The 25,548-nt window shown below is 27.9% G+C and carries 31 protein-coding genes and 1 other annotated feature; of the genes, 6 read left to right on the plus strand and 25 right to left on the minus strand.

The features are described 5' to 3' along the window. Positions 1-11: 11 nt before the first annotated feature. Complete coding sequence (locus QX51_RS06070; protein ID WP_039679014.1) at positions 12-1,433, minus strand: M14 family metallopeptidase; 1,422 nt, start codon at positions 1,431-1,433, stop codon at positions 12-14. Between the two features lie 96 nt (positions 1,434-1,529). After that, a complete protein-coding gene (locus QX51_RS06075; RefSeq protein ID WP_039679015.1) occupies positions 1,530-2,006 on the minus strand; it encodes a hypothetical protein in 477 nt (158 codons plus the stop codon). A gap of 252 nt (positions 2,007-2,258) precedes the next feature. Here QX51_RS06075 and QX51_RS06080 point away from each other — a divergent pair, with 252 nt between their 5' ends. Beyond that, a complete protein-coding gene (locus QX51_RS06080) occupies positions 2,259-2,735 on the plus strand; it encodes a hypothetical protein (protein ID WP_039679016.1) in 477 nt (158 codons plus the stop codon). 56 nt (positions 2,736-2,791) lie between these two features. On the opposite strand, the gene QX51_RS20875 is transcribed toward QX51_RS06080, so the two are convergent. The 6 genes from QX51_RS20875 to hpt all read right to left on the minus strand — a co-directional run bounded on the left by QX51_RS20875 (position 2,792) and on the right by hpt (position 7,378). Next, on the minus strand, positions 2,792-2,962 hold the full coding sequence (locus QX51_RS20875; protein WP_200886382.1) for a hypothetical protein: 171 nt from the start codon (positions 2,960-2,962) through the stop codon (positions 2,792-2,794). A gap of 75 nt (positions 2,963-3,037) precedes the next feature. After that, a complete protein-coding gene (locus tag QX51_RS06085; protein WP_039679017.1) occupies positions 3,038-3,646 on the minus strand; it encodes a manganese efflux pump MntP in 609 nt (202 codons plus the stop codon). Between the two features lie 496 nt (positions 3,647-4,142). Continuing rightward, entirely contained in the window at positions 4,143-4,361 is a 219-nt protein-coding gene (locus QX51_RS06090; RefSeq protein WP_039679018.1) for an alpha/beta-type small acid-soluble spore protein, read from the minus strand. 90 nt (positions 4,362-4,451) lie between these two features. Continuing rightward, positions 4,452-5,678 carry a BaiN/RdsA family NAD(P)/FAD-dependent oxidoreductase gene (locus QX51_RS06095; protein WP_039679019.1) on the minus strand — a complete coding sequence of 409 codons (1,227 nt, stop codon included), beginning with the start codon at positions 5,676-5,678 and terminating at the stop codon, positions 4,452-4,454. Between the two features lie 31 nt (positions 5,679-5,709). Further along, positions 5,710-6,630, minus strand: a complete 921-nt coding sequence (locus QX51_RS06100) for a phosphatase PAP2 family protein (RefSeq protein ID WP_039679020.1) — start codon at positions 6,628-6,630, stop codon at positions 5,710-5,712. Positions 6,631-6,853: 223 nt separating this feature from the next. Further along, positions 6,854-7,378: a hypoxanthine phosphoribosyltransferase gene (hpt, locus tag QX51_RS06105; RefSeq protein WP_039679021.1), complete on the minus strand. Its 525-nt coding sequence runs from the start codon at positions 7,376-7,378 to the stop codon at positions 6,854-6,856. A gap of 206 nt (positions 7,379-7,584) precedes the next feature. Here hpt and QX51_RS06110 point away from each other — a divergent pair, with 206 nt between their 5' ends. Then, the gene (locus tag QX51_RS06110; RefSeq protein WP_039679022.1) at positions 7,585-8,661 is read left to right on the plus strand and encodes a pyridoxal phosphate-dependent aminotransferase; all 1,077 of its coding nucleotides are present in this window, start codon (positions 7,585-7,587) and stop codon (positions 8,659-8,661) included. 33 nt (positions 8,662-8,694) lie between these two features. On the opposite strand, the gene QX51_RS06115 is transcribed toward QX51_RS06110, so the two are convergent. From QX51_RS06115 to QX51_RS21435, 3 genes are all read right to left on the minus strand, one after another. Further along, positions 8,695-9,459 carry a ribonuclease H1 domain-containing protein gene (locus QX51_RS06115; protein WP_039679023.1) on the minus strand — a complete coding sequence of 255 codons (765 nt, stop codon included), beginning with the start codon at positions 9,457-9,459 and terminating at the stop codon, positions 8,695-8,697. 69 nt (positions 9,460-9,528) lie between these two features. Next, positions 9,529-10,461 carry a macro domain-containing protein gene (locus tag QX51_RS19390; protein WP_052232907.1) on the minus strand — a complete coding sequence of 311 codons (933 nt, stop codon included), beginning with the start codon at positions 10,459-10,461 and terminating at the stop codon, positions 9,529-9,531. Between the two features lie 186 nt (positions 10,462-10,647). Next, positions 10,648-10,770 (minus strand): hypothetical protein, encoded by a 123-nt coding sequence (locus QX51_RS21435; protein ID WP_257560945.1) that lies wholly within the window; start codon positions 10,768-10,770, stop codon positions 10,648-10,650. Positions 10,771-10,996: 226 nt separating this feature from the next. On the opposite strand from QX51_RS21435, the gene QX51_RS06125 reads away from it, so the two are divergent. Next, complete coding sequence (locus tag QX51_RS06125) at positions 10,997-11,212, plus strand: YdbC family protein (RefSeq protein ID WP_039679024.1); 216 nt, start codon at positions 10,997-10,999, stop codon at positions 11,210-11,212. Between the two features lie 134 nt (positions 11,213-11,346). Here the strand turns inward: QX51_RS06125 and QX51_RS19395 are convergent, their stop codons facing one another. Next, positions 11,347-12,435: a GIY-YIG domain-containing protein gene (locus QX51_RS19395; protein ID WP_052232908.1), complete on the minus strand. Its 1,089-nt coding sequence runs from the start codon at positions 12,433-12,435 to the stop codon at positions 11,347-11,349. Between the two features lie 17 nt (positions 12,436-12,452). Continuing rightward, positions 12,453-13,121: a PAQR family membrane homeostasis protein TrhA gene (gene trhA / locus QX51_RS06135; protein WP_039679025.1), complete on the minus strand. Its 669-nt coding sequence runs from the start codon at positions 13,119-13,121 to the stop codon at positions 12,453-12,455. Between the two features lie 243 nt (positions 13,122-13,364). On the opposite strand from trhA, the gene QX51_RS06140 reads away from it, so the two are divergent. Further along, entirely contained in the window at positions 13,365-14,195 is an 831-nt protein-coding gene (locus tag QX51_RS06140; RefSeq protein WP_039679026.1) for a DegV family protein, read from the plus strand. A 194-nt stretch (positions 14,196-14,389) separates the two neighbouring features. On the opposite strand, the gene QX51_RS06145 is transcribed toward QX51_RS06140, so the two are convergent. The 5 genes from QX51_RS06145 to QX51_RS06165 form a co-directional block, all read right to left on the minus strand. Next, positions 14,390-15,067: a Crp/Fnr family transcriptional regulator gene (locus QX51_RS06145; protein WP_161791905.1), complete on the minus strand. Its 678-nt coding sequence runs from the start codon at positions 15,065-15,067 to the stop codon at positions 14,390-14,392. Positions 15,068-15,319: 252 nt separating this feature from the next. Then, positions 15,320-16,522 carry an Ig-like domain-containing protein gene (locus tag QX51_RS19400; protein ID WP_052232909.1) on the minus strand — a complete coding sequence of 401 codons (1,203 nt, stop codon included), beginning with the start codon at positions 16,520-16,522 and terminating at the stop codon, positions 15,320-15,322. A gap of 133 nt (positions 16,523-16,655) precedes the next feature. After that, a complete protein-coding gene (gene ilvB, locus QX51_RS06155; protein ID WP_039679028.1) occupies positions 16,656-18,335 on the minus strand; it encodes a biosynthetic-type acetolactate synthase large subunit in 1,680 nt (559 codons plus the stop codon). Positions 18,336-18,363: 28 nt separating this feature from the next. After that, entirely contained in the window at positions 18,364-19,353 is a 990-nt protein-coding gene (ilvC, locus tag QX51_RS06160) for a ketol-acid reductoisomerase (protein WP_039679029.1), read from the minus strand. An 81-nt stretch (positions 19,354-19,434) separates the two neighbouring features. Beyond that, a complete protein-coding gene (locus tag QX51_RS06165; protein WP_039679030.1) occupies positions 19,435-19,653 on the minus strand; it encodes an ACT domain-containing protein in 219 nt (72 codons plus the stop codon). Between the two features lie 79 nt (positions 19,654-19,732). After that, positions 19,733-19,994 (minus strand) — a binding site (T-box leader). Between the two features lie 208 nt (positions 19,995-20,202). Between QX51_RS06165 and QX51_RS06170 the strand changes: the two genes are divergently transcribed. Together QX51_RS06170 and QX51_RS06175 are read left to right on the plus strand one after the other, a co-directional pair. Next, positions 20,203-20,406 carry a 4Fe-4S dicluster domain-containing protein gene (locus QX51_RS06170; protein WP_039679031.1) on the plus strand — a complete coding sequence of 68 codons (204 nt, stop codon included), beginning with the start codon at positions 20,203-20,205 and terminating at the stop codon, positions 20,404-20,406. An 8-nt stretch (positions 20,407-20,414) separates the two neighbouring features. After that, positions 20,415-21,044 carry a 4Fe-4S binding protein gene (locus QX51_RS06175; protein WP_039679032.1) on the plus strand — a complete coding sequence of 210 codons (630 nt, stop codon included), beginning with the start codon at positions 20,415-20,417 and terminating at the stop codon, positions 21,042-21,044. 66 nt (positions 21,045-21,110) lie between these two features. Here the strand turns inward: QX51_RS06175 and QX51_RS06180 are convergent, their stop codons facing one another. The 7 genes from QX51_RS06180 to QX51_RS06210 all read right to left on the minus strand — a co-directional run bounded on the left by QX51_RS06180 (position 21,111) and on the right by QX51_RS06210 (position 25,533). Then, positions 21,111-21,551: a DUF134 domain-containing protein gene (locus QX51_RS06180; protein WP_039679033.1), complete on the minus strand. Its 441-nt coding sequence runs from the start codon at positions 21,549-21,551 to the stop codon at positions 21,111-21,113. Next, entirely contained in the window at positions 21,521-21,994 is a 474-nt protein-coding gene (locus QX51_RS06185; RefSeq protein ID WP_039679034.1) for a Fur family transcriptional regulator, read from the minus strand. The genes QX51_RS06180 and QX51_RS06185 overlap by 31 nt, the downstream gene beginning before the upstream one ends. 5 nt (positions 21,995-21,999) lie before the next feature. Continuing rightward, positions 22,000-22,356, minus strand: a complete 357-nt coding sequence (locus tag QX51_RS06190; protein WP_039679035.1) for a NifB/NifX family molybdenum-iron cluster-binding protein — start codon at positions 22,354-22,356, stop codon at positions 22,000-22,002. Positions 22,357-22,382: 26 nt separating this feature from the next. Beyond that, a complete protein-coding gene (locus QX51_RS06195) occupies positions 22,383-23,234 on the minus strand; it encodes an ATP-binding protein (RefSeq protein WP_039679036.1) in 852 nt (283 codons plus the stop codon). Beyond that, entirely contained in the window at positions 23,225-24,142 is a 918-nt protein-coding gene (locus QX51_RS06200) for an ATP-binding protein (protein WP_330376046.1), read from the minus strand. Before QX51_RS06200 ends, QX51_RS06195 begins: the two co-directional genes overlap by 10 nt. 189 nt (positions 24,143-24,331) lie before the next feature. After that, positions 24,332-24,688, minus strand: a complete 357-nt coding sequence (locus QX51_RS06205) for a NifB/NifX family molybdenum-iron cluster-binding protein (RefSeq protein ID WP_039679038.1) — start codon at positions 24,686-24,688, stop codon at positions 24,332-24,334. Between the two features lie 14 nt (positions 24,689-24,702). Next, a complete protein-coding gene (locus QX51_RS06210) occupies positions 24,703-25,533 on the minus strand; it encodes an Mrp/NBP35 family ATP-binding protein (protein ID WP_039679039.1) in 831 nt (276 codons plus the stop codon). Between the last annotated feature and the right edge of the window lie 15 nt (positions 25,534-25,548).

Raw genomic sequence — 25,548 nt, forward strand, 5'->3', positions numbered from 1 at the left:
ATATATACAAATTACCTTTTTACGTCTTTTGGGAATAAAGATTTGTTATTATTTAAGTCTAGTACTTCTGTGGCAATTCCTTTGTCACTAGGAATAAAAGTTAAATTAATTTTAAAATTTTCTATATACACACTGCTTACAACATTAGTTTTAAATCTTAATAAAAATTCCAAATTCCCCACTCTTTTTAAATTATCTATCTCATTATAATTTGTATGAAATCCATTAACAGTAGCTGTAATTGGTACAACGTACTCACCTTCATTCAAATGAATATCATGCGAAAACCATAGATTTTCATTACACTTCTTATAGCTTTGTTCTTTACTACATACTTGATATAAGCACGGTAATATACTTAAAGTGCAGCTTTTTTTCACTTTTATTTTAATATTTCCATTTAAATTTACTATATAATTTCTTTTTAAAGGTATTGAGTAAGACACATTTTCCATAGTAATATAATTATTTGACTTTAAAACTCTATATCCATCTTCATCACTTTTATTCCAAATTAAAAACTTATTAAAAGGTTGAGTGTTTGCATAAGCTTCCGTATTACTTTCTATTTTTGCAAATTCAATTATAAAATTTCCTAAGAACTCTACATATTTGCTCATATCATTTTTATCTCTTCCTCTTCCATGAAGATTTTCCCTCCACTCAAGACAAAGAGCTGGTATTTTATACCTTTCACATACATAATTACTAAAAACAGGTGATATGGAAGATCCAAAAATAGTTCTATTTTCATTAGAGTTAAACTTTTTAAGAGTGTCGATAAATCTACCTAAGTAATTATCTACAAATCTAGGATAGTAAACTATTCTTTCAGCATCTACTGAAATAATATTATGCAAGTCTATTAATCCAACTAAATTATCTTCATATACATCTTCTACTAACTTCTTTATACTTTTCATTTCTATTTCACTAAAAGGACTTTCACCCTTGTAATAAATTTGGCCTTTTTTAGATTTTAAACTATTATATTCTTCCCATAAATAATCACTGTTTCTATTTAGATCAACGTCATTATAATTATTTCTACTATCATTTTCAAATCCCCAAGGGTTAACACTTGGTACAAAAATTAACCTTACTTTATTCTTAATATAATTTAATTCTTCATGATTCACATCTTCTTTGCATAATAATTCTAAAAATCTAGCTACACCAAAAAAAGGGGTATATTCATTTCCATGTATACCCGAAATTAAAACTATTGTTTTTTCATAATTGATTGGTTTAAAATCATAGCTATAAATATTGTATTTATTTGATGAATCCTTACTTAATATTCTTTTACTTACGTATTTGTTATCTACTAGTTTATTTAAAATAGCATCTAAAGATTTTTCATAATCTCTATTTAGAGGAATATCATAGTCACCAAAATTAGTGCTTTTTATATTTATATTTATTTTTTTCATTTGTCTTCCCCCTTAAATTCTCTATGCTATTATTATATAATTTTTTTCATCATAAATAAAAGTAATTATTTATAAAATTAAAAATACAATTATTTATTATTGTCTAAAGCCTTCGTATATATTTCTAGCTGTATATACAAAAACTATGACAAAGCTTATTCCTATAAAATAATTAAATCCTGTAAGTAAACTTATAATCAAAAGAGTAATTAATAAATTAATACCTTTCTTACCATTTTCATTTATAAGCTGATCAGCTGATATTTCTATATTATTTTTCACATTTTCAATAGCTTCTTTTACTTGTTTTTCGTAACTAACCTTATAAATTAAATAAGTTACTTCTACCAACAAAACTCCTACTCCAAGAAGGACCCTAACATGAAAAGACAAATAAAGTATGAAAAGAGCTAAAATTATCTTTAATCCTTTCAATAAATAACTATCTATTTTTAATGTAATATTTCTAAATTCTTTACATCCTTTTCTAAGTTCATAATCTTTATTTGGCATATTGCTCATTTTAGTTTTTACTACCTCTGAGTAAAATAATTTAATTATACTATTTATCATAACTTCACTTCCTCTTAATACATCTTTTATTTTTCATTGTTGGTAAAATTAAATTTTTTTATACTTAAAGGCTTTATTATTTGAAAATTTAAAAATATAATTATGTTTTCTTTGATCTAAGTAAACTTAAACTAAAATGATTTTTTACTCTAAATCTTTATATATTTTAATTTTCTGACAAAAGGTATGCAAATTTTAAATTTGGTAACAATAAAATATAAGAACTTACTTTAAAAATAGGAGTGGTTTCTTATGGAGATAAGAGAATTAGACTTAGAAACACGCAATAAAATTTATAGCCACACTAAAAGCATTTTGAGAAAGTACCAAAAGGGAATAGTTACTGGTAAATTAACCGCCGATAAGTTTGCAAAAAATATTTTATGCGATGATTATATTAATCATCTATTAAGCGAAGATTTATTAAATGAAGAAGATTTCAAGTCTTCTTACATAGAATATATAAATACTCTTATTGATATGCAAAATGAGAATTTATCAACTTGTCGTAAAAGAAAAAAAGAAAAGAAAAAAGTATTACCACCTAATATTTCTCAAAAACTTAAACTTAAAAATCTTTTACATAATGAAGGCTATGACTTAGTTATTCCCATACAATACCTTAACGGTAACGATATGGACAGTATAATTGAATATATTGAAACAGGAGATATAGAATTAGGAAATGAGCGAATTTACAATTACATACGAAAAACTAACCTTAGTTAAAAAAAAGCACTACTAAACAATAATTTAGTAGTGCTTTTTTAATTCTAAAGTTTCATTTATCCCATAGCCTTTTCTAATTTAGATAAATATTGTATAGGATAATATCTTAATAATTCTCTAAATTGTTCTACACTCAATCCTTCTGTAGTAGTATATATTCTTATTTTTCCATCTACATCCGAATCAATAAATTCTTGTTTAATTTTATCAAAATCTACTGTTGCCATAATAACACTCCTTATGTATTTAATATTTTACATCTAGAGTTATTTTAACCAAGACATTTATTTTTATTTATTTTTCTATGCAAATGGGAAAAATCCTAAGTGTTCAAATAGTATTTTTATACCCATTAATATTAAAATAGCACCTCCTGCAAATTCTGCTTTTGACTTGTATTTGATTCCAAATACATTACCTATTTTCACACCTATAGCTGATAAAACAAACGTAACTATTCCTATAAATGATACTGCAGGTATGATATCAACTTGTAGAAATGCAAATGTTACACCTACTGCAAGTGCATCTATACTAGTGGCAATAGCAAGCATAACCATGTTTTTGAATCCAAGTTGATCTACATCTTCTTCACCTACAGCTGCTTCAGCCAAATTTGAAATTTCACACTCATCATCTTTTTCCATAGATTCTCTTATCATGTTTATTCCTATAAATGATAATAAAATAAATGCTATCCAGTGGTCTATACTAGTTATATAGTCCTTAAATTGTACTCCTAAGATAAATCCAATAAGTGGCATACCTCCTTGGAATCCACCAAAATACAAACCAACCTTTCCACATTCTTTAAAACTTACCTTTCTAAGAGATAATCCCTTACAAATAGATACTGCAAAAGCATCCATAGAAAGTCCTACTGCTAATATGAATAACTCAATTAAGCCCATATTATTTCCTTCCTTTCACTTAATAAAAAATTTACTTCGCTCATATCGCCAACGAGATGCCTTTGCTACCGCTTCAGGCAACTCCGTTGCTCAAAATTTGCTTCTACTTTGATTTTATTCTTCCCAAAATATAAAAAAAGACCCACCTATAGCATAAGCTATAGATAAGTCTCATCATTCAAAACAAAGCCAGATAGTAAACCTATCAGTATGTTGACTTTATTACACTATAATCAGTGCCAACTACTCCCTTATCAAAGTATTTTTTATTATAGTATATTTCCTTTCATTAGTCAATATACCCTTTATTTCCCATTCTAAACATTTTTTTAATAAATATATAATTTTTTTATTTTAGAAACATATTAGAAAATCATTTTACAGCTGTTTAATTTACATGACTATGTCAAACTAAGAAGAAAGAGGCAAGTACAAAGGATTTTAACCCTTTATACTTACCTCTAATTTTAACTATATATTATTATTTTATTTTTAGTTATTGTTGACCTTTACCAGCCATTTGTTGTTCTGCCATTTCAACTAGCTTTTTAGTCATATATCCACCTACATAACCATTTTCTCTAGCTGTAAGGTTACCTTTATCTACTTGTTGGTAGTTTGACATACCAAGTTCACTAGCTATTTCTAGTTTCATTTGATTTAATGCAGCTTTTGCTTCTGGTACAGCCTTTGTATTATTATTATTAGTTGCCATGTTATTACCTCTTTTCTTTTTTAATATTTGTTTCTAATACTATTATGTTACAATTGAGATTTAACATGTATGCAATTTTTGACAAATTTTTTAGCAATTGGTACCTGCTAAATAAGCTGTTGAATAAGCTATTTGTAGATTAAATCCTCCAGTATATGCATCCACATCTATAATCTCTCCTGCAAAGAAAAGATTACTTATAATCTTAGATTCCATAGTACTAGCATTAATCTCACTTACTTTAATTCCACCAGATGTAACTATAGCTTCTTCTATTGGTCTATATCTTCTTACAGTGAAGGTAATATTTTTTAACAAATGAACTAAGTTTAATCTTTTTTTCTTAGATATTTGATTTACTTTTAAATGTCTCGGTATTTCACTTAATTCAATTATTATTGGTATAAGTTTTTTTGGAAGTAAATCATCTAATGAGTTTTCAAAGTTTTTATTAGTATATTTTGTAAAATCTTTTATAATTCTTTTGTCTAATTTTTCTTCATCCAAAGCTGGTTTTAAATCAAGAACAATTTTATAATTTTCTTTACTAGTATCTTTCATTCTACAACTAGCAGATTTTATTATAGGTCCATCTAAACCATATTTAGTAAATTCTAATTCACCAAAATCATCATATACTTTTTTATTTTTACTATCAAAAACAGTAATAGCCACGTTTCTAAGAGCTAATTTTTCTAAGTCTTTTACAAAACTTTCTTGGACTTCTATTCCGATTAAAGAAGGTTTTGGGTTTATTATAGTATGACCTAGAGATGCAGCAAATTTATATCCATCCCCTGTAGATCCAGTAAGAGGATAGCTCATTCCGCCTGTAGCTAGTATCACACTATCACATTTTATTACTTCATTATTGTTATATATAACTTTCTCTATTTTATTATCTTTTGTTACAATTTTATTAACTTTAGCATTTAGTATAACTTTTACTTTTTTGTTTTTAACCTGTTTTTCTAAAGCTTTCACCACGTCTAATGCTTTATCACTTTCTGGAAATACTCTTTTCCCTCTTTCAGTTTTAGTTGCAAGTCCAAGTGAATTAAACATAGTTATTGCATCATAATTTGTAAATGTATAAAAAGCACTATATAAAAATTTACCATTTGTAGGTACATTTTCTATTAACTCTTCCACATCACAGTCATTTGTAATATTGCATCTTCCCTTTCCTGTGATTAATAGCTTTCTTCCTAATCTATGTTGTTTTTCTAGAAGTATAACCTCAGCCCCATTATCAGCTGCAGTTGATGCAGCCATCATTCCTGCTGGTCCTCCTCCTATAACTACTACCTTTTTCAAATAATCATCCTTTCCTTATAAATAGGGAAATTTATGCTAGTCTAAATAATTTAAATAATGCTGGTGCACCTGCCATGCCCCAGAATACTACAAATGTATATTTTAAATATTTGATAATATTAATTATCTCTTCTGTTTTACCAACTATCAAAGTATCTTCCATATAATTAAGCAATAAATAAACTGCTAATAATGATATTATCCCTACTATAAATCTAAGTATTTTCTTACCTAAGCCTTCATTTCTTGAAGGTGTCTTGGCAAATATATTTTTTCTTCTGCTTTCATTTTCTGTACTAAAGTTAATATAAGTATCTTCCACCATATAACCTAGTGCAAAACCTGTATAAAGACCAAACATTTTGTATAGATCTTCTCCCCCAATAAAGTATGTACAAATCCCAAATATTAATATTAATCCAACTAATATATAATAGTTTTTACTATCATCTATATAGTCAAACAGTTTTATAAATAATATACTAAGAGCTATACCAAATACCCATCCAACAATTACGTCCATTGGCCAATGAACACCTAAGTATAATCTAGATATTCCCGCTCCTAGAATCATCAATATTCCTACTATATATATCCATGCTTTTCTAAATAAATACATCATAGAAGTCCAAAAAGTTGTAGCAGTTTGCGTATGACCACTAGGGAAAGAGTATCCTGTAGCAGTTTCCACTCTTAAAGATTCTAAACCTTCTGTTCCTATTGGTCTTGGCATTTTTACAAAGTTTTTAACACCTGCATTTATATTTAAACTTCCACAAAGAGCAAATAAAGTTCTTTGTCCTGCTTTTTTATTTATACACCAATATAGTATTCCTGTTAGCACAGTTATTACTGGTACTTCTGTGCATATTGTAAAGAAAGTAAATATGCTTGTAAGCAATTCATTTCTTATACTTTGTAAATACATTAATATATCCAGTTGAAATCCCATAATTTACCACCTTTCAATAAATACTCCTACTTATCTATTTTACATAATTTTTCAAAATAAATATATAATTTTTGACAATAAATATAATATTTTATTACTTTTATCATAATTCTACTTTTTAAATTGATTTGAATTGTAAATTATATAAATCAGATAATTTATAATTCCTTAATATGTCAAAGGAGTATAAGATTTACTCTTATACTCCTTTTTTATTATGGTCTTATATATCTTCAACAATACCTATATAAGGAAGATTTCTATATTTTTCAGCATAGTCTATTCCATATCCAACTATAAATTTATCTTCAATTACATATCCCACATAATCAACTTTAATATCTGAAGATCTTCTTTCTGGTTTATCTAATAATGTACAAAGTTTTAATGATTTTGGTTTTCTAGTTTTTAAAGCAGCAACTAACGAGCTTAAAGTTAAACCTGAATCAATTATATCTTCAACTATTAATACATTTTTATTTTCTATATCTACATCTAAATCTTTTATTATTTTAACTGTCCCTGATGAAGAAGTTGATGTTCCATAACTTGAAACAACCATAAAGTCCATTCTTACATCTAAGTTTATCTCTCTTATTAAATCAGCACAAAAAATACTAGCACCTTTTAATATTCCAACTACTAGTAGTTCTTCTCCAGCATAATCTTTTTCTATTTGACTTGCTAGTTCTTTAACTTTATTTTTTATTTCTTCTGCTGAGTACATGACTCCATTTAATTTATACATAATTCCCTCCCATTAATGATGAATCATATTTATTATAACATATATTTTTCCTTTTTAAAATATTTTCATTCGTGTTTTTTATTACATATTTTATTGTATATTCCATTTATTGTATTAGTACAATATTCTTTTTATTTTTATACATATCTACATATATTAAATTTATACTATACTATATTAAGAATTAAAAAATTGGAGGGCTAATTATGAGTGTAAATCATGGTGCTAATTTATATGATTTGTCAAAAAAATATGGTTTTTCAAAAGATGAATTTTTAGATTTCAGCTCTAATATTAATCCATTTGGTACATCAACTTTAGCTAAGGAATATGTAATTAACAATATAAATATGGTCTCAGTTTATCCTGACCCAGAATACGGTGCATTAAAAAAATCAATTTCATCTTATTGTAACTGTAATGAAGAAAATATGGTTCTTGGAAGCGGTGCTACGGAACTTATATCTGCTTTTATAGGTACTATAGCTCCTAAAAAAGCAGTTCTTATTTCCCCAGCATATTCGGAATATGAGAAAGAACTTAAGAAGAATAATTGTGAAATAATTAAATATTTTTCTAGAGAATATAATGATTTTAAAATAGACCCTGTGGATTTAATAGATTTTATAAATGAACATGAGTGTGATTTAATTATCATCTGTAATCCCAACAACCCAACAGGTTTTTCTTTTTCTAAATTTGAAATAGAGGTTATACTAAATAGTACCAATGCTTTTGTTATGGTAGATGAAACTTATGTGGAATTTACAAATACTAATATTTATTCTTCTGCTCCTCTAGTAGACAAATATAACAACTTATTTGTAATTAGAGGTACATCTAAATTTTTCTCTACACCTGGAATTAGATTAGGATATGGATTAATTGGGAATGAAAATGTAAAAAATAAAATCAACGAAAATCTTGATTTATGGAATATAAATATCATTGCCTCTGCCATGGGCGAAATTATGTTTACAGATAAAAACTATATTAATAAATGTGTAAATACAATTTTAGACGAGAGAAATTATTTATATAATTCTTTAAGTTCATTTAATAATCTTAAGGTTTATGAAAGTAAAGGTAATTTTATATTATGTAAATTAGAAGATAAAATTATGACCGCTCAAAATCTTAGAGAAAAACTAATCCCGAAAAAAATTATAATAAGAGACTGTGAATCCTTCGATGGTTTAGATGAATATTACTTTAGGGTATGTGTGCTAACACCAGAAAACAATAGATATCTTATTAGTTCTTTAAAAGAAATTTTACTTTAAAAATAAAGGAAGCTGCTCCTAAAGCAACTTCCTTTATTTATTTTCATTTAAATATTTTATAATAGCGCCTTTAGCAGCTTCATCTGCTAAGTCATTATACACACTTTCATTGCTATGTGCCTTTACTTTTACAAAACAAATATTCAGTTCCTTACTTATATCTTCCATATATTTTACATATTCTTGAGTATACTCATTCTTTGCCTGCCACTCACCACTAGCCCACAAAGCTATGTTTTTTAAATCATGATATATAGCAATATTTTTATTACCTAATTCTTTAGCTTTATTCAATGCAACCTTCACTGATTCTAACTCTCCTACTATGTTCCACTGGTCCCATTTATCATATCCTGCATTATAATAAGTATCATAAGAATTTTCTTTAGGATTAAGAACAATTACTCCAGAACCAAAAACTTGATTACCTCTGTCATAACTTCCATCTACAAAAGCTATAAACTCATAATCATTTATAATTTCTTCTGGGTTTATATAGGATTTATAAGTTTTAACCTTTGCTGTACTTCTTATAGGTTTAACATCATAACCTTCCTTTAGCTGCTTTGTTGTTGTACTCGCAATTTTCTTAGATGGTGTTTTAGATTTTAACGTATCTTCATTTTTCACAACCTTTATATTGTTATCACCAATAAATTCTAATGCTTCCTCAATAGTTGGAAAACTTTTAAACTTTGCTCCTTTATATCCTGTTACTTGTGCAGAACAGTCAGCCCATGTTAAATATATTCCCGGGGTTTTTCCAACTTTTACTGCATAGTACTTCTTTTTTGACATATTCAATTTCCTTTCTTTATGTATTACAAACATATATTATAATATCATTTATAATACTAAAATAAATAATTAATATCTATAAGAATTATTTATTTTTTCAAATATATAATCATTGGCGTGTACAAAGTATTCCTTTGTCCTTTCTTTTGCATATTCTATAGTATCATAATCTATGGTAAGAAATATTTCTTTTAATATATTTTCTGTTGATTCTAACTCTTCTATATAAACTTTTTCTGCAAAGTTTTTACTCATATTTTTCATTTGAAGAAAGATCTGTTTAAGTATTTTTACAGTCTCTTCAATAAATTCTAGCTCAATATTTCCTGCTAAAAATGCTTCTTTTAACAAAAAAATATTATATGCATTTTCTATTCCTAGGTTTTTTATAAAATCATCAATGGTAAAATTATGGTGATTATATTTATCCATTTTCTTGTATTGTTCAATCATTTCTAATGAAAATTCTATGTCCTTATAATCTTCAGAAAGATTCTTATAAACTTCATAAGTATTCTTATTTGTACATGAAAAATATATAGTTTCTAAATCATGTGAACTGTATTTTTTCATCATTCTCCAGGCTGCATAATAAGCTATATTGGCTGACTTGTTTAATGGAAATTTATTATTTCCTGAACTGATAGATGGAATTGCTATTGTTTTATTATCATTTTCTATTGCTATCTCTATAGAATTTTTATAGCATGAATATAATAAATAGCATTCATCTTCATATCCACCTTCCCATTTAGGAGTACACGTATGAACTATACTTTTTATATTTAGATTATACCCCTTTGTAATAATACAATTACCAACTTGGCAGGTTCCACTTTTAGATAATTTCTTACTAAGTTTTTGACCAGCGCTTTTCTGAATTAACTTATCCAATCCTGAACTACCGCTAAAATATTCATCTGTTGGATTTACAATGGCATCAACCTTAATATCTACAATTTCTTCTTTTACAATTTTAATTCTATCATCTATCCTACCCATATGTATAACCCCCTTTCCACAATAAAAATTTACTTTTCTTATTTTACTTTCCACAAAAAAGCATATAATCCCTTTTTATTATTAACTCTACAATAAAATTATAAACAATTTTCTTAATCTTATCATAATATAAAAAGAAAAAAGTTAGACAAATCTAACTTTTATAGCTTTAACCTATTCAACTTTTCATATATCATCTATATCATCCTCTTCCACTAATCCTATGGAAGCTTCCATATAAGCTAAGTTTTTATATTTATATATCTCTCTTTTAAAAAGTGTTCTTACTATAAATTTTAATATTGTCATCTTACACCTCCGCTGATTTTAGCCACATCTAACATTTACTTTTTTGGTGTAATATATAATATGAGAAAAAAATTTCTTGGTTACTAATAATGTAATTTTTATGATAATTAGTCTATCCATGTGTATATTTTAATATTTTTCAATAAAACTGTTTATAATATCCAATATTTTATAATAATAGACATATATGATAAAATGTTATAAAAAGAAAAAGGAGTTTGTATAAATGGCAGATTTTAAATACGATATAGTAGAGAATTTAGGAGTATTATCTGAAAATCCTAAAGGATGGACAAAAGAATTAAATCTTATTAGTTGGAATGGCGCTAAACCAAAATATGACTTAAGAGATTGGGCTCCAGAACACGAAAAAATGGGAAAAGGAATCACCTTAAGTAACGAAGAATTTGAAGCCCTAAAAGAAATAATCAACGGTTTATAATTAACAGGAGATTAGTTTTTAAATAAATTTAAGATAAAAGAAAATAAGGTAATTTTAATAAAATAATATATTTTATTAAAATTGCCTTATTTATTTAAATATTTTAATTTAGAAAACTAATTGCTATTTTATGTCTAGCTAAATTCTTCACTTTCTTCGTTTGACTTTAAACATAAGGTTATAACTTGCCTAAACTCTATTTCATTTAATTGTGCTTTATCTAATCCTTTAGATACCCACATTTTACTATCCCTAATTTCATCCATAGGGCTGTATTTTCCCAGCCACTTATCAGAGCTTTCAAAATCTTTATCGTGATATATGGTGGAAATCAGGCCTTCTTCTAGTCTGTGTCTTTCTTTCACGTCCTCAACTTCAAAACATACAAATTCAAATCTTTCTTTCATATAATTACTTATCTTTTCTTCTAAGGTTGATTCAACTTCCATATCTCTAAGTTCTGCATACTTACTTTCATTGACTTTATCATTAAAATTGATATTCCAAATATATAAGTAATAATGTTCATTATAAGATAAGATAGATTTTCCTATATTCTTCCTAAAAAAGCTACTATCTTTAAAACCATTTTTATAGTGATTCTTAATTCTCACAATTAATTTATTGTCATTATCATGAGTTCCTATCCTTACGATTCTATCCATATCCTTATATTTTTCTTTTTTGTCTAAAACTATATAAATACCATTAGTAAATGGAATTTCATCAAGATTATTATAATTATATCTTTTCATGGAATTAAAAAGTATATGTAATTTTTCCCCATATGAAATTTTACATCCATGCCCTTCATCTAACTCTTCTCTTAAGAAGTTAATCTTATCCTCAACAGATAAATTATTAAAGGGTGTGCCTACTTTTTTTAAAAACTTTATATAATTTTTATAATAGCTTCTATCTGCTAAAATAATATACTCATCTTCATGTATATCAGTAAAATTATTTAACTGCTCTAAAATCTCAAGAGACCATAATCTATTTTCCATCTCACTTCTAAAACTAGCTGACTCATTATAAGATGGTGTATAATCTCTTTCTTTTACAAGCCCATATCTTGAGGTTAGTATGTAAATTTCGTCTGCAATCTTTTTTCCATAATCCATGGATAGCTTAAACAGTTGACTTTCTTTATCTATATCCTTAACTAAATTAAATCCAGTCTTCTTCCCATTGGCGCATGATATTAATACAATTTTACTCAATAACATTCCCCCCTATTTTACAATACATAAAACATTATTCCAAGTAAATGAGCTATACTTCCAAGTAATACAAATACATGGAAAATGCAATGCATATAACTTTTATTTCTTCCTATTCCATATAAAACAGCTCCAACTGTATAGAAAATTCCCCCTGCTAAAATATACATAAATCCATTCCAAGTAAGAGCTTCAATAGCTACTGGAATTACTACAATTATTCCCCAGCCCATTACCAAATTACATATCATAGCAAATACAGCATACTTTTTTAAATCAATTGCATTAAAAATTATAGCTACTATTGCAAGAGACCACTCTATAATAAATACTCCCCATCCTACAGTTGAGTTTACTGGCTTTATAGCACATAGTGCAATTGGAGTATATGTACCTGCTATTAAAATATAAATAGCACAATGATCTAATACCTGGAAAACTCTCTTTGCAATACCATCTTTTAGGCCATGATATATGGACGACATAGAGTACAATAAAATCATTGTGATGCCATATACTACGGATGTAGCTATGGCTATAATATTGTGATGCCATGCAGAAATTGCTACACATAAAACTAGGCCTATTACACCAATAGCACCACCTACTATATGAGATATATAATTAAATCTCTCCTCTGCTATAGAATAGTTAGGTAACTTTCTATCAATTAACTTTGTTCTCATATTATTCCTCCTACTTCTTTTCAAATCCTTCTTATACAAATATCTGTATTTTTATTTTTACACATTAATTATAGTACGCTCTTCAACTTTCCAATTCCTTCTTATACGAAAATTCTAATTAATACTTTATGATATTTAAACTAAATTATCATATTTTATTTTGAATGTCAAAACTTTTGCTTTACAATATTTTTTCTTGATGATAGTATATTTTATAGTAACAAAAATTTGGAGGATTAAAAAATGATAAAAATAGTATGTGATAGTATTTCTGATTTACCACAGGAAATACTTACGAAATATAATGTTGATATAGTACCTTTAACAGTAATTTTCAATGGTACAGAGTATTTAGACGGAGAAAATTTAACAACTAAAGAATTTTATAAAATGCTTAGAGAAAGTAATAGCATGCCAAAAACTTCTCAAGCCACATATATACAGTTTAAATCTATATTTGAAAAATATGATACAGATACAGAAATAATTTATATTGCTGGATCATCAAAAGCTTCTGGAACTTATCAAAGTGCAATGTTAGCTAAAAATGATGGCCATGATAATGTATTCATATTTGATACTGAAAACCTAGCTATAGGGAGTGCTCTATTTGTAATAAAAGCTTGTGAAATGGTTGAGTCGGGTCACTCTGTTCAAGATATTCTTTCTACTTTAGAAAAATATAAAAATAATGTTGAAGTTACTTTCTCAGTTGATACTTTAGAATATTTAAAAATGGGAGGAAGAATTTCTTCTACTAAAGCCGCACTTGGAAATTTATTATCGATTAAACCTATTTTAGAAGTTAAAGATGGTTTAGTGGCACAAAAATCCCAAGTTAGAGGTAAAAAACAGATTTATTCAACTTTAGCAAAAACTATTGTAAATAGATTTGGTAAAGATTTAAAAGAAAAAACTATTATTATTGGTTGTGGAGATAATCAAGAAGATTTAGAAATAATGAAAGAAGCTTTAGAAAAGGAAGCAGAAGTTAAAAACATTTATTATGTTAATATAGGATGTGTTATCTGCTCTCATTCTGGGCCAGGCGTTATGGGAATATCTTGCATGTAATAAAAAAAAATCAAAATAGACTTAGATAGCTGCCAAGTATTCTATCTAAGACTATTTTGATTTAAAATAATACGGCTTTTAATATGTTTTTAGAATTATTTATATTACAGTCCAAGTAATATTGTTAATCCCTTATATCATTTATATATATAGTGTACATTATAAATAATTTCATGTAAGTTGTCTAAACAACACTATTCAAGAATTTCAAATTCATTTTTTTTAAATTTTATAATTCCTTCTTTTTGCATTAGAGACAATTCATGGGATAAAACGCTTCTATTTACACATAAATAGTTAGCTAGTTGGTCTCTATCAAAAGATATTTTAAACTTGTTTGAATTATTATTCTTTTTTTGAATTGATAAATAAATCATAATTTTATCCCTTATACTTTTTTGAGATACCAGCTCTATTTTATGGCATTTTTTTGCACAAATATTTGCTAAACATGTAATGACATTACCATAAATCTTTGAAGTATCCTCTTCAGATATAACTTTCCCCTTTTCTAATATTTTTTTATCTATTTTTAAAATAAAAGATGGCTTAGTTGCATAGGCATAGTAAAAACTATTTCGAGATGGTGTACATAATATATCTAAACCAAAAACTTCATGAGTTTTCAACTTAGATAATAAACTCTCACTACCGTCAGGACAATATTTGCACACATTTACTTCTCCTTCTAGTACTAAACCTAGATAATCAATGTAATCATCTTCCTTTATAATCAATTCACCTTTTTTTATAAAAACAACTTTATATGATAAAGAAGACAAGAATTCTTTTATTATAGCCTTGTCTACACCTTTAAATATTATAGATTTTGAACATATTTCCGTTACTCTATCTTCATTGAAATCCATCATAATACCCACCTCTTTTCCCCTTAAGTAATTATACCATTTTTGTATAAAAAAGTTGTTGCTCAAAAACTCATTTATATTATATAAAACAAAAAGTATGTTGTTCATACAACATACTTTCAAAAGTATTAATTACAGTATATAATTTTTATTTCATCTTTATTAAAGATTCGGTTATAACTTGTCCATTTTTATTGCTATAAATTTAGTCTATTTATATATTACAATAGTTTAAAAGACAATAAAAGCATCATATTATTTAACTGTTACACTTTTTGAAGATGAAGCAAAACCTTTTTTGGACATTTTAACTGTTATAACTTTCTTCTTTGATTGTTTAGGTATAGAAATTGAGTAAGTTCCATTTGATTTAACTGTAGATTTACCTATTTCTTTGTTATTAACATAAGCTCTTACTGTTGCTCCCTTAGAACCTTTACCAGTTATTGTTTTTTGTGTTGATTTTACAGAGTTAACTGTAAGTAATTTAGTGAAAACTTTTTTAACAGTTACAGTTTTAGATTTTGTAATATAACCTTTTTTATACATTTTTACTAATATGTCTCTACCAGAAGATTGTTTTGATATTTTCATAGAATAAGTACCATCTGATTTTACTGTAGCTTCTCCTATTTTTTTACCATCTACAAAAGCTCTTACTGTTGCTCCACTTTTCCCTTTACCAGTTATTCTTATTGAAGTTGATTTTACTTGATTAACTGTAAATGTAGAGAACTTAGCATATTCAACCTCTACTAAATTCAGTTTTGCACCATAACCTTCTTTTTCTATTTTAATCATTAATACAGAGTCTTCCTCTTGCTTAGGAATAGTTACTTTATATGTATTATCTGATTTTACAGTTGTTGTATATGTTTTAAAATTCTCTGTCGTAACACTTACTTTTGCACCAGCTACACCTGTTCCTGATAAAGAAGTTGCTCCTGGCAATACTTTTTTTACAGTGAAAGGTGACATTGTTTTTAAAGTTTTTGTTGTCTTAGGACTTATTGTATAATTCCCTTTAGTTGCGGTTACTAATATTATATATTCACCTTTTTTTAACTTTAAATTTACCTTATTTGATATCTCTTTTGAATTACTTACTCTTGTATCTGACCATATTGCTGATTCCCCATCACTACCAACCATTGCTATTTCAAATAATTTTGATGTTGACTTATAGCTCAGATTTATACTCTTATCACTAGCTAATTTAAACTTGTACATTATCATAGACAAATCTGCATTAACTGTATATTTTTTTTCAGTATCTAATTTGATACTACTAGTTTTAGTTTCTACTTCTGCATTTTCATCAAACAGGATATCTCCTAAAATATCTTCCACACTTGTGCTTCTTGGAATTGCATTTGTTAGTTCATCTGCAAAAGATGATGCTGTTATACTTACTATCATCATAAATGATAGTAACAGTGATAATAATTTTTTCTTCATTGATTTGCCCCCAATTTACATATTTATTCTAAAGATAACACTTGATGGTAATTAATTCCACCTTTCTTAAGCTATTGTAACTTATTTGTTAAAAAATGAGCAAGCGAGCTTATTTTAAACTCACTTGATTATTTTAATTACATATTAAATTTAATAATGTTTCATTTGGAGGTACTATTGGATAAACATCATAGTCAGTATTTATTACACATTCTAAAAATACAGGCCTATCTATATTTATCTCACTTAAAATAGTTTTTAGTTCTTCTATATTTGTCGCCTTATACCCATCTATTCCATAGGCTTTTGCTAACATTACATAGTCAACACTAGGATCTACGTTTGTTTCTGAGTATCTTTTATTTGAGAAAAGTTTTTGCCACTGTCTAACCATTCCTAGAGTAGAATTATTAAACAGTAATATTAACATAGGTATTTTATAAGTAGAAACTGTAGCCATTTCATTACAGTTCATTCTAAAACTTCCGTCTCCTGTAACTAAAACTACATTTTTATTTGGTACACCAAGTTTTGCTCCTATAGCTGCACCTAATCCAAATCCCATGGTTCCAAGTCCTGCTGATGTTATAAAGCTTTTTCCAAGAGGAAAATTCCAATACTTAGCAGTCCACATTTGATGCTGACCAACGTCTGTAACTGTTACTGTATTATCGCCTATTCTTTTGTTTACTAAAGATAATATATTTTGTGGATGGAACTCTTCTTCACCTATGATATGTTCTTTGTCCTCATAAGTTTTTATTTCATCTTTCCACTTAGAATTATCCTTTTTATCTACTTTATTATATAAATCTTTAAGCAAAAACGATAAATCTCCCACCAAATCAACCTCTGCTTTTATATTTTTATTTATTTCAGAAGGATCTATATCTATGTGAATTACCTTAGCATTTTTAGCAAATTCAGAGCTCTTACCTATTACCCTATCACTAAATCTAGCTCCTATAGCTATTATTAAATCTGAGTTGGATATAGCTAAATTTCCTTCCCTGCTACCATGCATTCCTAGTAAACCTAAAGATAATTCATCATTTCTATCTATGTCCCCTAGACCCATTATTGTATTTAATACTGGAGTGTCTATTTTTTTTGCAAAATCCACAAGGAGTTTTTCCTCGTTTGCAGATTTCACGCCTCCTCCAGCATATATTATTGGTCTTTTACTATCTCTTATTAACTCACGAGCTAAATCTGCTTTTTTCTTATTTTCACACTCTTCTTTTAGTTCAAATTCGCTCTTTGAAGGATTTTCTAAATTAGATGGAATGTAATCATCTAAATTAAAATCAATTTCTGCCAACATTAAATCCTTTGGGATATCTATTAATACAGGACCTTTTCTTCCACTATTGGCAATTTTGAATGCTTCTCTTATGGTTTTTGGCAAGTCTTCTACTTTTCTTAATAAGAAATTGTGTTTTGTTACTGATAAAGTAACACCAGTTATATCTATTTCTTGAAAAGAATCTTTTCCTAGCAAAGCTGTAGGAACTTGACCGCTAAAGCATACTAAAGGAGAAGAGTCCATATATGCTGTTGCTATTCCTGTAATTGCGTTTGTTGCTCCTGGACCTGAAGTTAAAAAGCATACACCTACCTTATTACAACTTCTTGCATATCCATCAGCAGCGTGAACTGCTCCTTGTTCATGAGAAGTTCTAACATGATTTAATTTATCTGTATAATCATATAAAGCATCATAAAGAGGTATCACCGCTCCTCCAGGGTAACCAAATATGGTGTCTACCCCTTCCTTTATAAGACATTCTAATATTACTCTTGACCCATCCACCTAATTTACCTCCTTTTATATATAAATCTTATTTATTTAAGAAAGTCATCATACTTCTTAAATTTCTACCTGTTTCTGATATTTCTGCATGATATTGTTGAGTTCTTCTATTTAAGAAATCTTCACATCCATCTTCATTTTCTTGTATCCACTCTTTTGCAAATTTTCCATTTTGTATATCTGTAAGTACATCTTTCATAGCTTCTTTAGACGCATCATTTATTACTCTAGGTCCTGATACATATCCACCCCATTCAGCAGTATCACTTACTGAATAATTCATTCTTTCAAGTCCACCTTCATACATTAAATCAACTATTAATTTCATTTCATGTAAGCATTCAAAATAAGCAACTTCTGGTTGATATCCTGCATTTACTAAAGTTTCAAATCCAGCTTTTATTAACTCTTCACAACCACCACAAAGTACTGCTTGCTCTCCAAATAAATCTGTTTCAGTTTCTTCTTTAAAAGTAGTTTCAAGTACTCCAGCTCTAGTTCCACCTATTCCCTTAGCATAAGCAAGAACTGTCTCTTCTGCTTTCCCACTGGCATTTTGATATACTGCAAATAAACAAGGAACTCCACTTCCTTCTTTGTAAACAGATCTTACTAAGTGTCCTGGTCCTTTTGGTGCTACCATTACTACATCCACAAATTCTGGTGGATTTATTAAGTTATAATGTATGTTAAATCCATGAGCAAAAGCTAAAGTTTGACCTTCTCTTAAATTTTCTTTTATATGCTCATCATATATTTTCTTTTGAGCTGTATCTGGCATTAAGCACATAACTACATCACTTTGTTTAGTAGCATCTGATACGCTTACCACTTCAAATCCATCATTTTTAGCTTTTTCTCTTGATTTACTAGTATCATGTAATCCTACTACTACCTCTACACCGCTATCTCTAAGGTTTTGCGCATGAGCATGACCTTGACTTCCATATCCAAGTACTGCTACCTTTTTCCCTTTTAAGGCATCCATTTTTACATCTTGTTCATAAAACATTTTCATTTCAATTTTCCCCCTGTGTTTAGTTAAAATTTATAGTTATGAATCTATCTTTTTAGATATTTCTTCATATTCATTTAATCACTACATTACTTTTAAGTCAGATACATCATGTAACTTTCTCATATAATTTATTACATCTTCTAAAGATGTTGTTTCATCATTTATTGTTAATTGCATTCCACAGTTTTCTACTGATATACTCATTGATTCAACTTCTAACTCTTTTCTTCTAAGGGTCATTGCCACCCTTAAGAATGAATCCATGCCTTGATTTAAATTTGCATATACATTTCTTTTCATATAAATTACCTCCTATTAACTCTTTACAGTTTTTATGCAATAAAAAAACTTCCGCCATTATAAGCAACATTTGTTTGCTCATAAGGACGAAAGTTATATTCCGCGGTACCACCTTACTTATAACCTAAAAAAATATACAGGTTATCTCTCATTTATTCTAGTCAGAGCTAATCTTAACTATAGCTAAGTAACGCTAGCATACGTTCATATTTACTAAGAAAACTTTTCAATATGAAAGCTGGGAGTGATCATTATATACTTAAATTAACACCAATTCTCAGCAATCTTGGCTCTCTGTAATTAATTAGATTAAGTATTTTTGTCTCCGTCAACGCTTTTAAAATTTATTAATTTCAATTTATAACAGTAATTATATTTAGGTTATTATATAATGTCAACCTGTTTTTTGAAATTTTCTGAATCTTCTTTTTAATATACAATCCACACAAATACGAATGTAACTATATCACTGTATTTTATCTATTAAAATATTATAATATTTTTAAATCGATATAATAATATTTTTTAATCATTAAGGAGGGTAAATAAATGGCTAAAATAAAGAGAAAAGCAATTATAGATAAGGACTACTGTGTTGCTTGCGGTACTTGTGTAAAGGTATGTCCTTTTAATTTAATACACATAGAACAAGGTGTCTTTGCAGATATAAACTTAGATAAATGTGTCGGATGTGGAAAGTGTGCGAAATCATGTCCTGCATCTGTTATAAATATAGAAAAAATGGAGGTTTAAGAATAATTATGACTAAAAATAAAAAGACTTTTAAAGATTATATGTGGATTTTAAGTGTCACATACTTAGCATTAGGATTTTTTAATATACTATTTGCGTGGCTAGGTCTATTATGTTTCTCAATACCTCTAATAATTTCTTTAACTGGTCATGGTAAAACTTATTGCAACATTTACTGTGGTAGAGGTCAAATGTTAGATTTAATTGGAAATAAACTGAAATTATCAAAAAATAGAGACATTCCTAAATTTTTAAGAAGTAAGTGGTTTAGATATGGATTTTTAACATTCTTTATGACCATGTTTATTGTTATGTTATTTAATACTTACTTAGTGTTTAATGGAACTAATGGATTGAAAGAAGTTGTAAAATTACTTTGGACATTTAAAGTTCCTTGGTCATGGACTAATACTAGTCTGGTAACTCCGTGGGTAGCTCAATTCGCCTTCGGATTCTATAGTATGATGTTAACATCAACAATCCTTGGAATAATAACAATGTTATTGTATAAACCAAGATCTTGGTGTGTTTATTGCCCAATGGGAACTATGACACAATTAATATCAAAAGCAAAATATACTGATAAAAGCAATATATCATGTAACAGTTGTAGTAACTGTTCTAGCAATGTTATCTAAAAAAACTATTCAAATATAAAATAGGCATTACCTTATATTAAGGATGATGCCTATTTTATATTACAACTATTTATTTTTATCACACCATATTTTGCATATATGTGCTTTTTTACTACAAAGTACATTTTTTGAACCACATGAAGGACACTTTTCTTTATCTTGTAAATAATTTATCTCATAAATATTATCACAATCAAGACATTTAAATTTGCAGAATTTGGCTCTATAATTTCCACCATCTATTCTTATTGCCTTTCCTTGAGTTAAGGCTATAGCAACTTTTTCTCTAGCTGAATCTATAATATTTTGAAAAGTTTGTCTAGATACCTTCATTTTTTCTGCACACTCTTCTTGATTTAATTTTTCAATATCTTTAAGCCTCATGGCCTCTAGTTCTTCTAATTTTAGTATTACTTCCTCTAATTCACATTTAGACTTTCCCATTGGAGTAAAATAAGTACTCTCTGGGAAAAAATCTACTGTTCTAACTTTTGTTGGTCTTGCCATCTAAACTCCTCCTTACATTTGGAACATAGTCCTGTAAAAATAATATCTATGTCATATATATCCAAATCCTTTTCCATTTCTGCTTTATTTTTTAATTCTAAACATTGTAAATTAATATCTTTACTTTTAATATCAATTATACTATTACATTTAGAACATTTAAAGTGAATATGAAAAGGATCTTTGCTAAATATTTTTAGTTCAAAATATCCTATGCCATTGATGTTTATTTCTTTAACTATATCAAATGTTTTAAAAAGGTTTAAAGTTCTATGAATTGTACTAAGACCAATTCTTTTATCTTTTAATCTATCATGAATTTCTTTTGAGTTTAAATGAGTTTTACTTTCGATTAGCACCTCTAATATGGCCAACTTTTGAATAGTAAATTTATACCCATTATTTTTTAAAATCTTTTCGATTCTTACAACAATATCATCCATGTTATTTATTCATTACAGTGACCTTCATGCATGTGTTCTCTGCAAACACTTCCACTTGATACTAGTGTTCCATCAATATATTTATTTATTATATCATCAGTTGATCCACTAGCTCCCACTATTACATCTATATTATTGTCTGCAAATAATTGTTGTGCTGTTTCTCCCATACCTCCAGATATAATGATATTTACATCTAAATCTTTTAAAAATACTGGTAGAAAACCTGGTCTATGCCCTGGATTAGCAACAAATTCTTTTTTTGAAATACCATTATTTTCTATATCATATATTTCAAATCCTTCACAATGACCAAAATGACCACTTACACACTTATTTTCACTTGCAACTGCTATTTTCATTTTACATACCTCCATTAATTTATTAATTATATTTTAATTATTTTTTTAATATTATTTAACATATCCTCAATAGCTTTTTTTGCCAGACTATTGTCATATTTAGTTATGGGCTTTAGTTCATTTATAGATTTTACAACCATGTTATCGTAAGGAATTTTTCCAACAAGATCAATATTTTTACTTCTTAAATATTCATCTATTTCTTTTGACATGTCTTCGTTAATATCATATTTGTTTATACATGCCATAGTAAAAATACCAAAATGATTGCAAAGATCTACAACTCTTGTCAAATCTTTAATTCCTGATTTAGTTGGTTCTGTTACTACTAGTACTGCGTCACTTCCTGTTATGGAAGATATTACAGGACAACCAATTCCTGGGGAACCATCTATTATGGTAAAACTATTATTGTCATTAGCTGATGATGCATTTCTTCTCAACTGGCTTATTAATTTACCAGAACCATCACTTCCAATTTCCATTTCTGCTCTAGATATTACTCCTTTGGCCACTTTGCTTAAAAATACATCTGCTGTTTTTGCATCTTTTAATTTTATAGCTTCATAAGGACATACTAATTTACATGCTCCACATCCTTCACATAAAAATGGATCTATTTTGTAATTTTTAATAGCTGAAAATTTACATACTAATTCACATTTATTACATTGTTTGCATAAGTCTTTATTTATTTCAGCTTTTTTGCCTCCAATAAAACTACTTTCTTCTATATTCTTACCTTTGTAAAACAGATGAAAATTAGGTGCATCTACGTCACAGTCAACTCTTGTTACATCATTAATTAATTCACTTAATGCTGTTGCTATAGTTGTTTTTCCTGTTCCACCTTTTCCACTTAATACAACTAGTTCCAAGGTAGCACCTCCTTTAATCTATTAGAAAGCTTGTCAAATATGCGTTTGTAATTCGGATCACTGTAAAGCATTTCACCTTTTGAATATATTCTTGCAACTTCTTTATCATAAGGTATACTTCCTAATAAGGTGATTTTTTCATCTATGCAATATTCTTTAATTATGTTATTTTCATCATCCTCTTTGTTTATAACTATACAAAATGGAATTTTATATAGTTTTACAAGCTCTACTGCCATTTTTAAATCATGAAGTCCAAATTGAGATGGTTCTGTTACAAGTATGGCTACATCTGCATAATTAAGGGCATTTACCACATTGCAAGATGTTCCAGGAGGACAATCAATTAAATTATTACCCTGTGGAAGGTTTTTCAAAAGTGTTTTAATAACAGGTACAGCCATTGGCTCACCCACATTTAAAACACCTCTAATACAATTTAAATCATTGATACTACCTATTTCTATTTTACCAATCTCTCTTTTTCCATATGATATAGCATCAAATTTACAACTTATTTGACAAGCTCCACAACCATGACATAATTTATCAAATAAAAGTATCTTATTATTTGATTTTGCAAGAGCATTAAATTGACATACCTCTACACATTTTCCACAATTTGTACACTTATCTTTATCTATAATTGGATATTCTACCATAACCTTTTCTTCATTATGTATTTTGGGGTTTAGAAATAAAAAACCATTAGGCTCTTCCACATCACAATCTATATAATTGCTTTTTAGTGCTAAAGACAAATTTGTTGATACAGTTGTTTTTCCTGTGCCACCCTTTCCACTAAGTACAGCTATATTCATTGTCAATTCATCTCCTATAAAAAATTCGCTTCGCTCATATCGCCAACGATATATCTTTGCTCTGCTACAGATACATCCGTTGCTCAAAATCCCCTTCGCTCATATCGCCAACCATATATCTTTGCTCCACTGCAGATACATCCGTTGCTCAAAATCCCCTTCGCTCATATCGCCAACGATATATCTTTGCTCCGCTACAGATACATCCGTTGCTCAAAATTCGCAACCCTTTAGAGACATGTCGGCGAAACACTCCATGTGGCCAAATTAAAGATACTATCCTTGATGTGGTGCTCCACAAGAGTTTATTTCTTCAAGTTCTTTATTATTATATTTTTCAATAACTTCATCTATTGGTAAACTAGAACATTTATATGCTTTTATATTAGATTCACTAATTATATCAAATGCATTTGGTCCAAGGCTTCCTGTAATAATAACCTGAACTTTTTCATCTATTAACTGATTTGAAGAAGCAATTCCAGCACCTCCAGATGCTGTAAATCCTTTATTTTCAATTACATTAAATTCTTTACTATCTGTATCATAAATTTGAAAATAATTACATCTTCCAAATCTTTGATCTAGTAAACTTTCTTTTGTTCTCCCATTTGTAGAAATGGCTATTTTCATGTTGAACTCTCCTTTTACTTATTAATATTTAGTTCATCTATTATTTTTTTTACTATAGGATTAAATACCTGATCTAAATCTTCTTTTTCCCTATTATCTTGTGATAGCTTACTTATGCTACTTAACATTGGTAGTTCACCAAATAGTTTTAAGTTATTTTCTTGTAAAAATTTATTTGTACTTTCTCCATCAAACAACTTAATTTTTTTGCCACAATCTTCACATATTATGTAGCTCATATTCTCAACTACCCCAAGTAGTCTTACATTCATTTTTTTAGTCATCTTTACAGCTTTTGACACTATCATAGATACAAGATCTTGAGGAACAGATATCATAACTACTCCATTTATAGGAATTGATTGCATTACTGTAAGTGCTACATCTCCTGTTCCTGGTGGCATATCTATAAGAAGATAATCTAAATCTTCCCAGATAACATCTGTCCAAAACTGTTTAACCATATTAGATAACATAGGACCTCTCCATATTACAGGGTCATCCTCATTATCTGTAATTAAATTCAAGGACATAATTTTTATGCCATCCTTATTCTGCACAGGTAAAATTCCCTGTTCAATATATGTTGCTCTTTTATCTTTTACTCCTAATAATCTTGGAATACTGGGTCCTGTTATATCTGCATCTAATACACCAACTTTATATCCTTGTTTTTTCAATGTTTTGGCTATTAATGAACATATGGATGATTTTCCTACTCCACCCTTTCCACTCATTACCCCTATTATTTGTTTAACATTATTTAAAGGATTATTTTCAATCATACAACTTTCTTTGTCCTTTGTGCATTTTTGTGCAGTTGGACAGCTGTTACAACTAGCCATATTTTCATCTCCCAC

The sequence above is a fragment of the Terrisporobacter othiniensis genome (genome assembly GCF_000808015.1).
Taxonomy (GTDB): domain Bacteria; phylum Bacillota; class Clostridia; order Peptostreptococcales; family Peptostreptococcaceae; genus Terrisporobacter; species Terrisporobacter muris.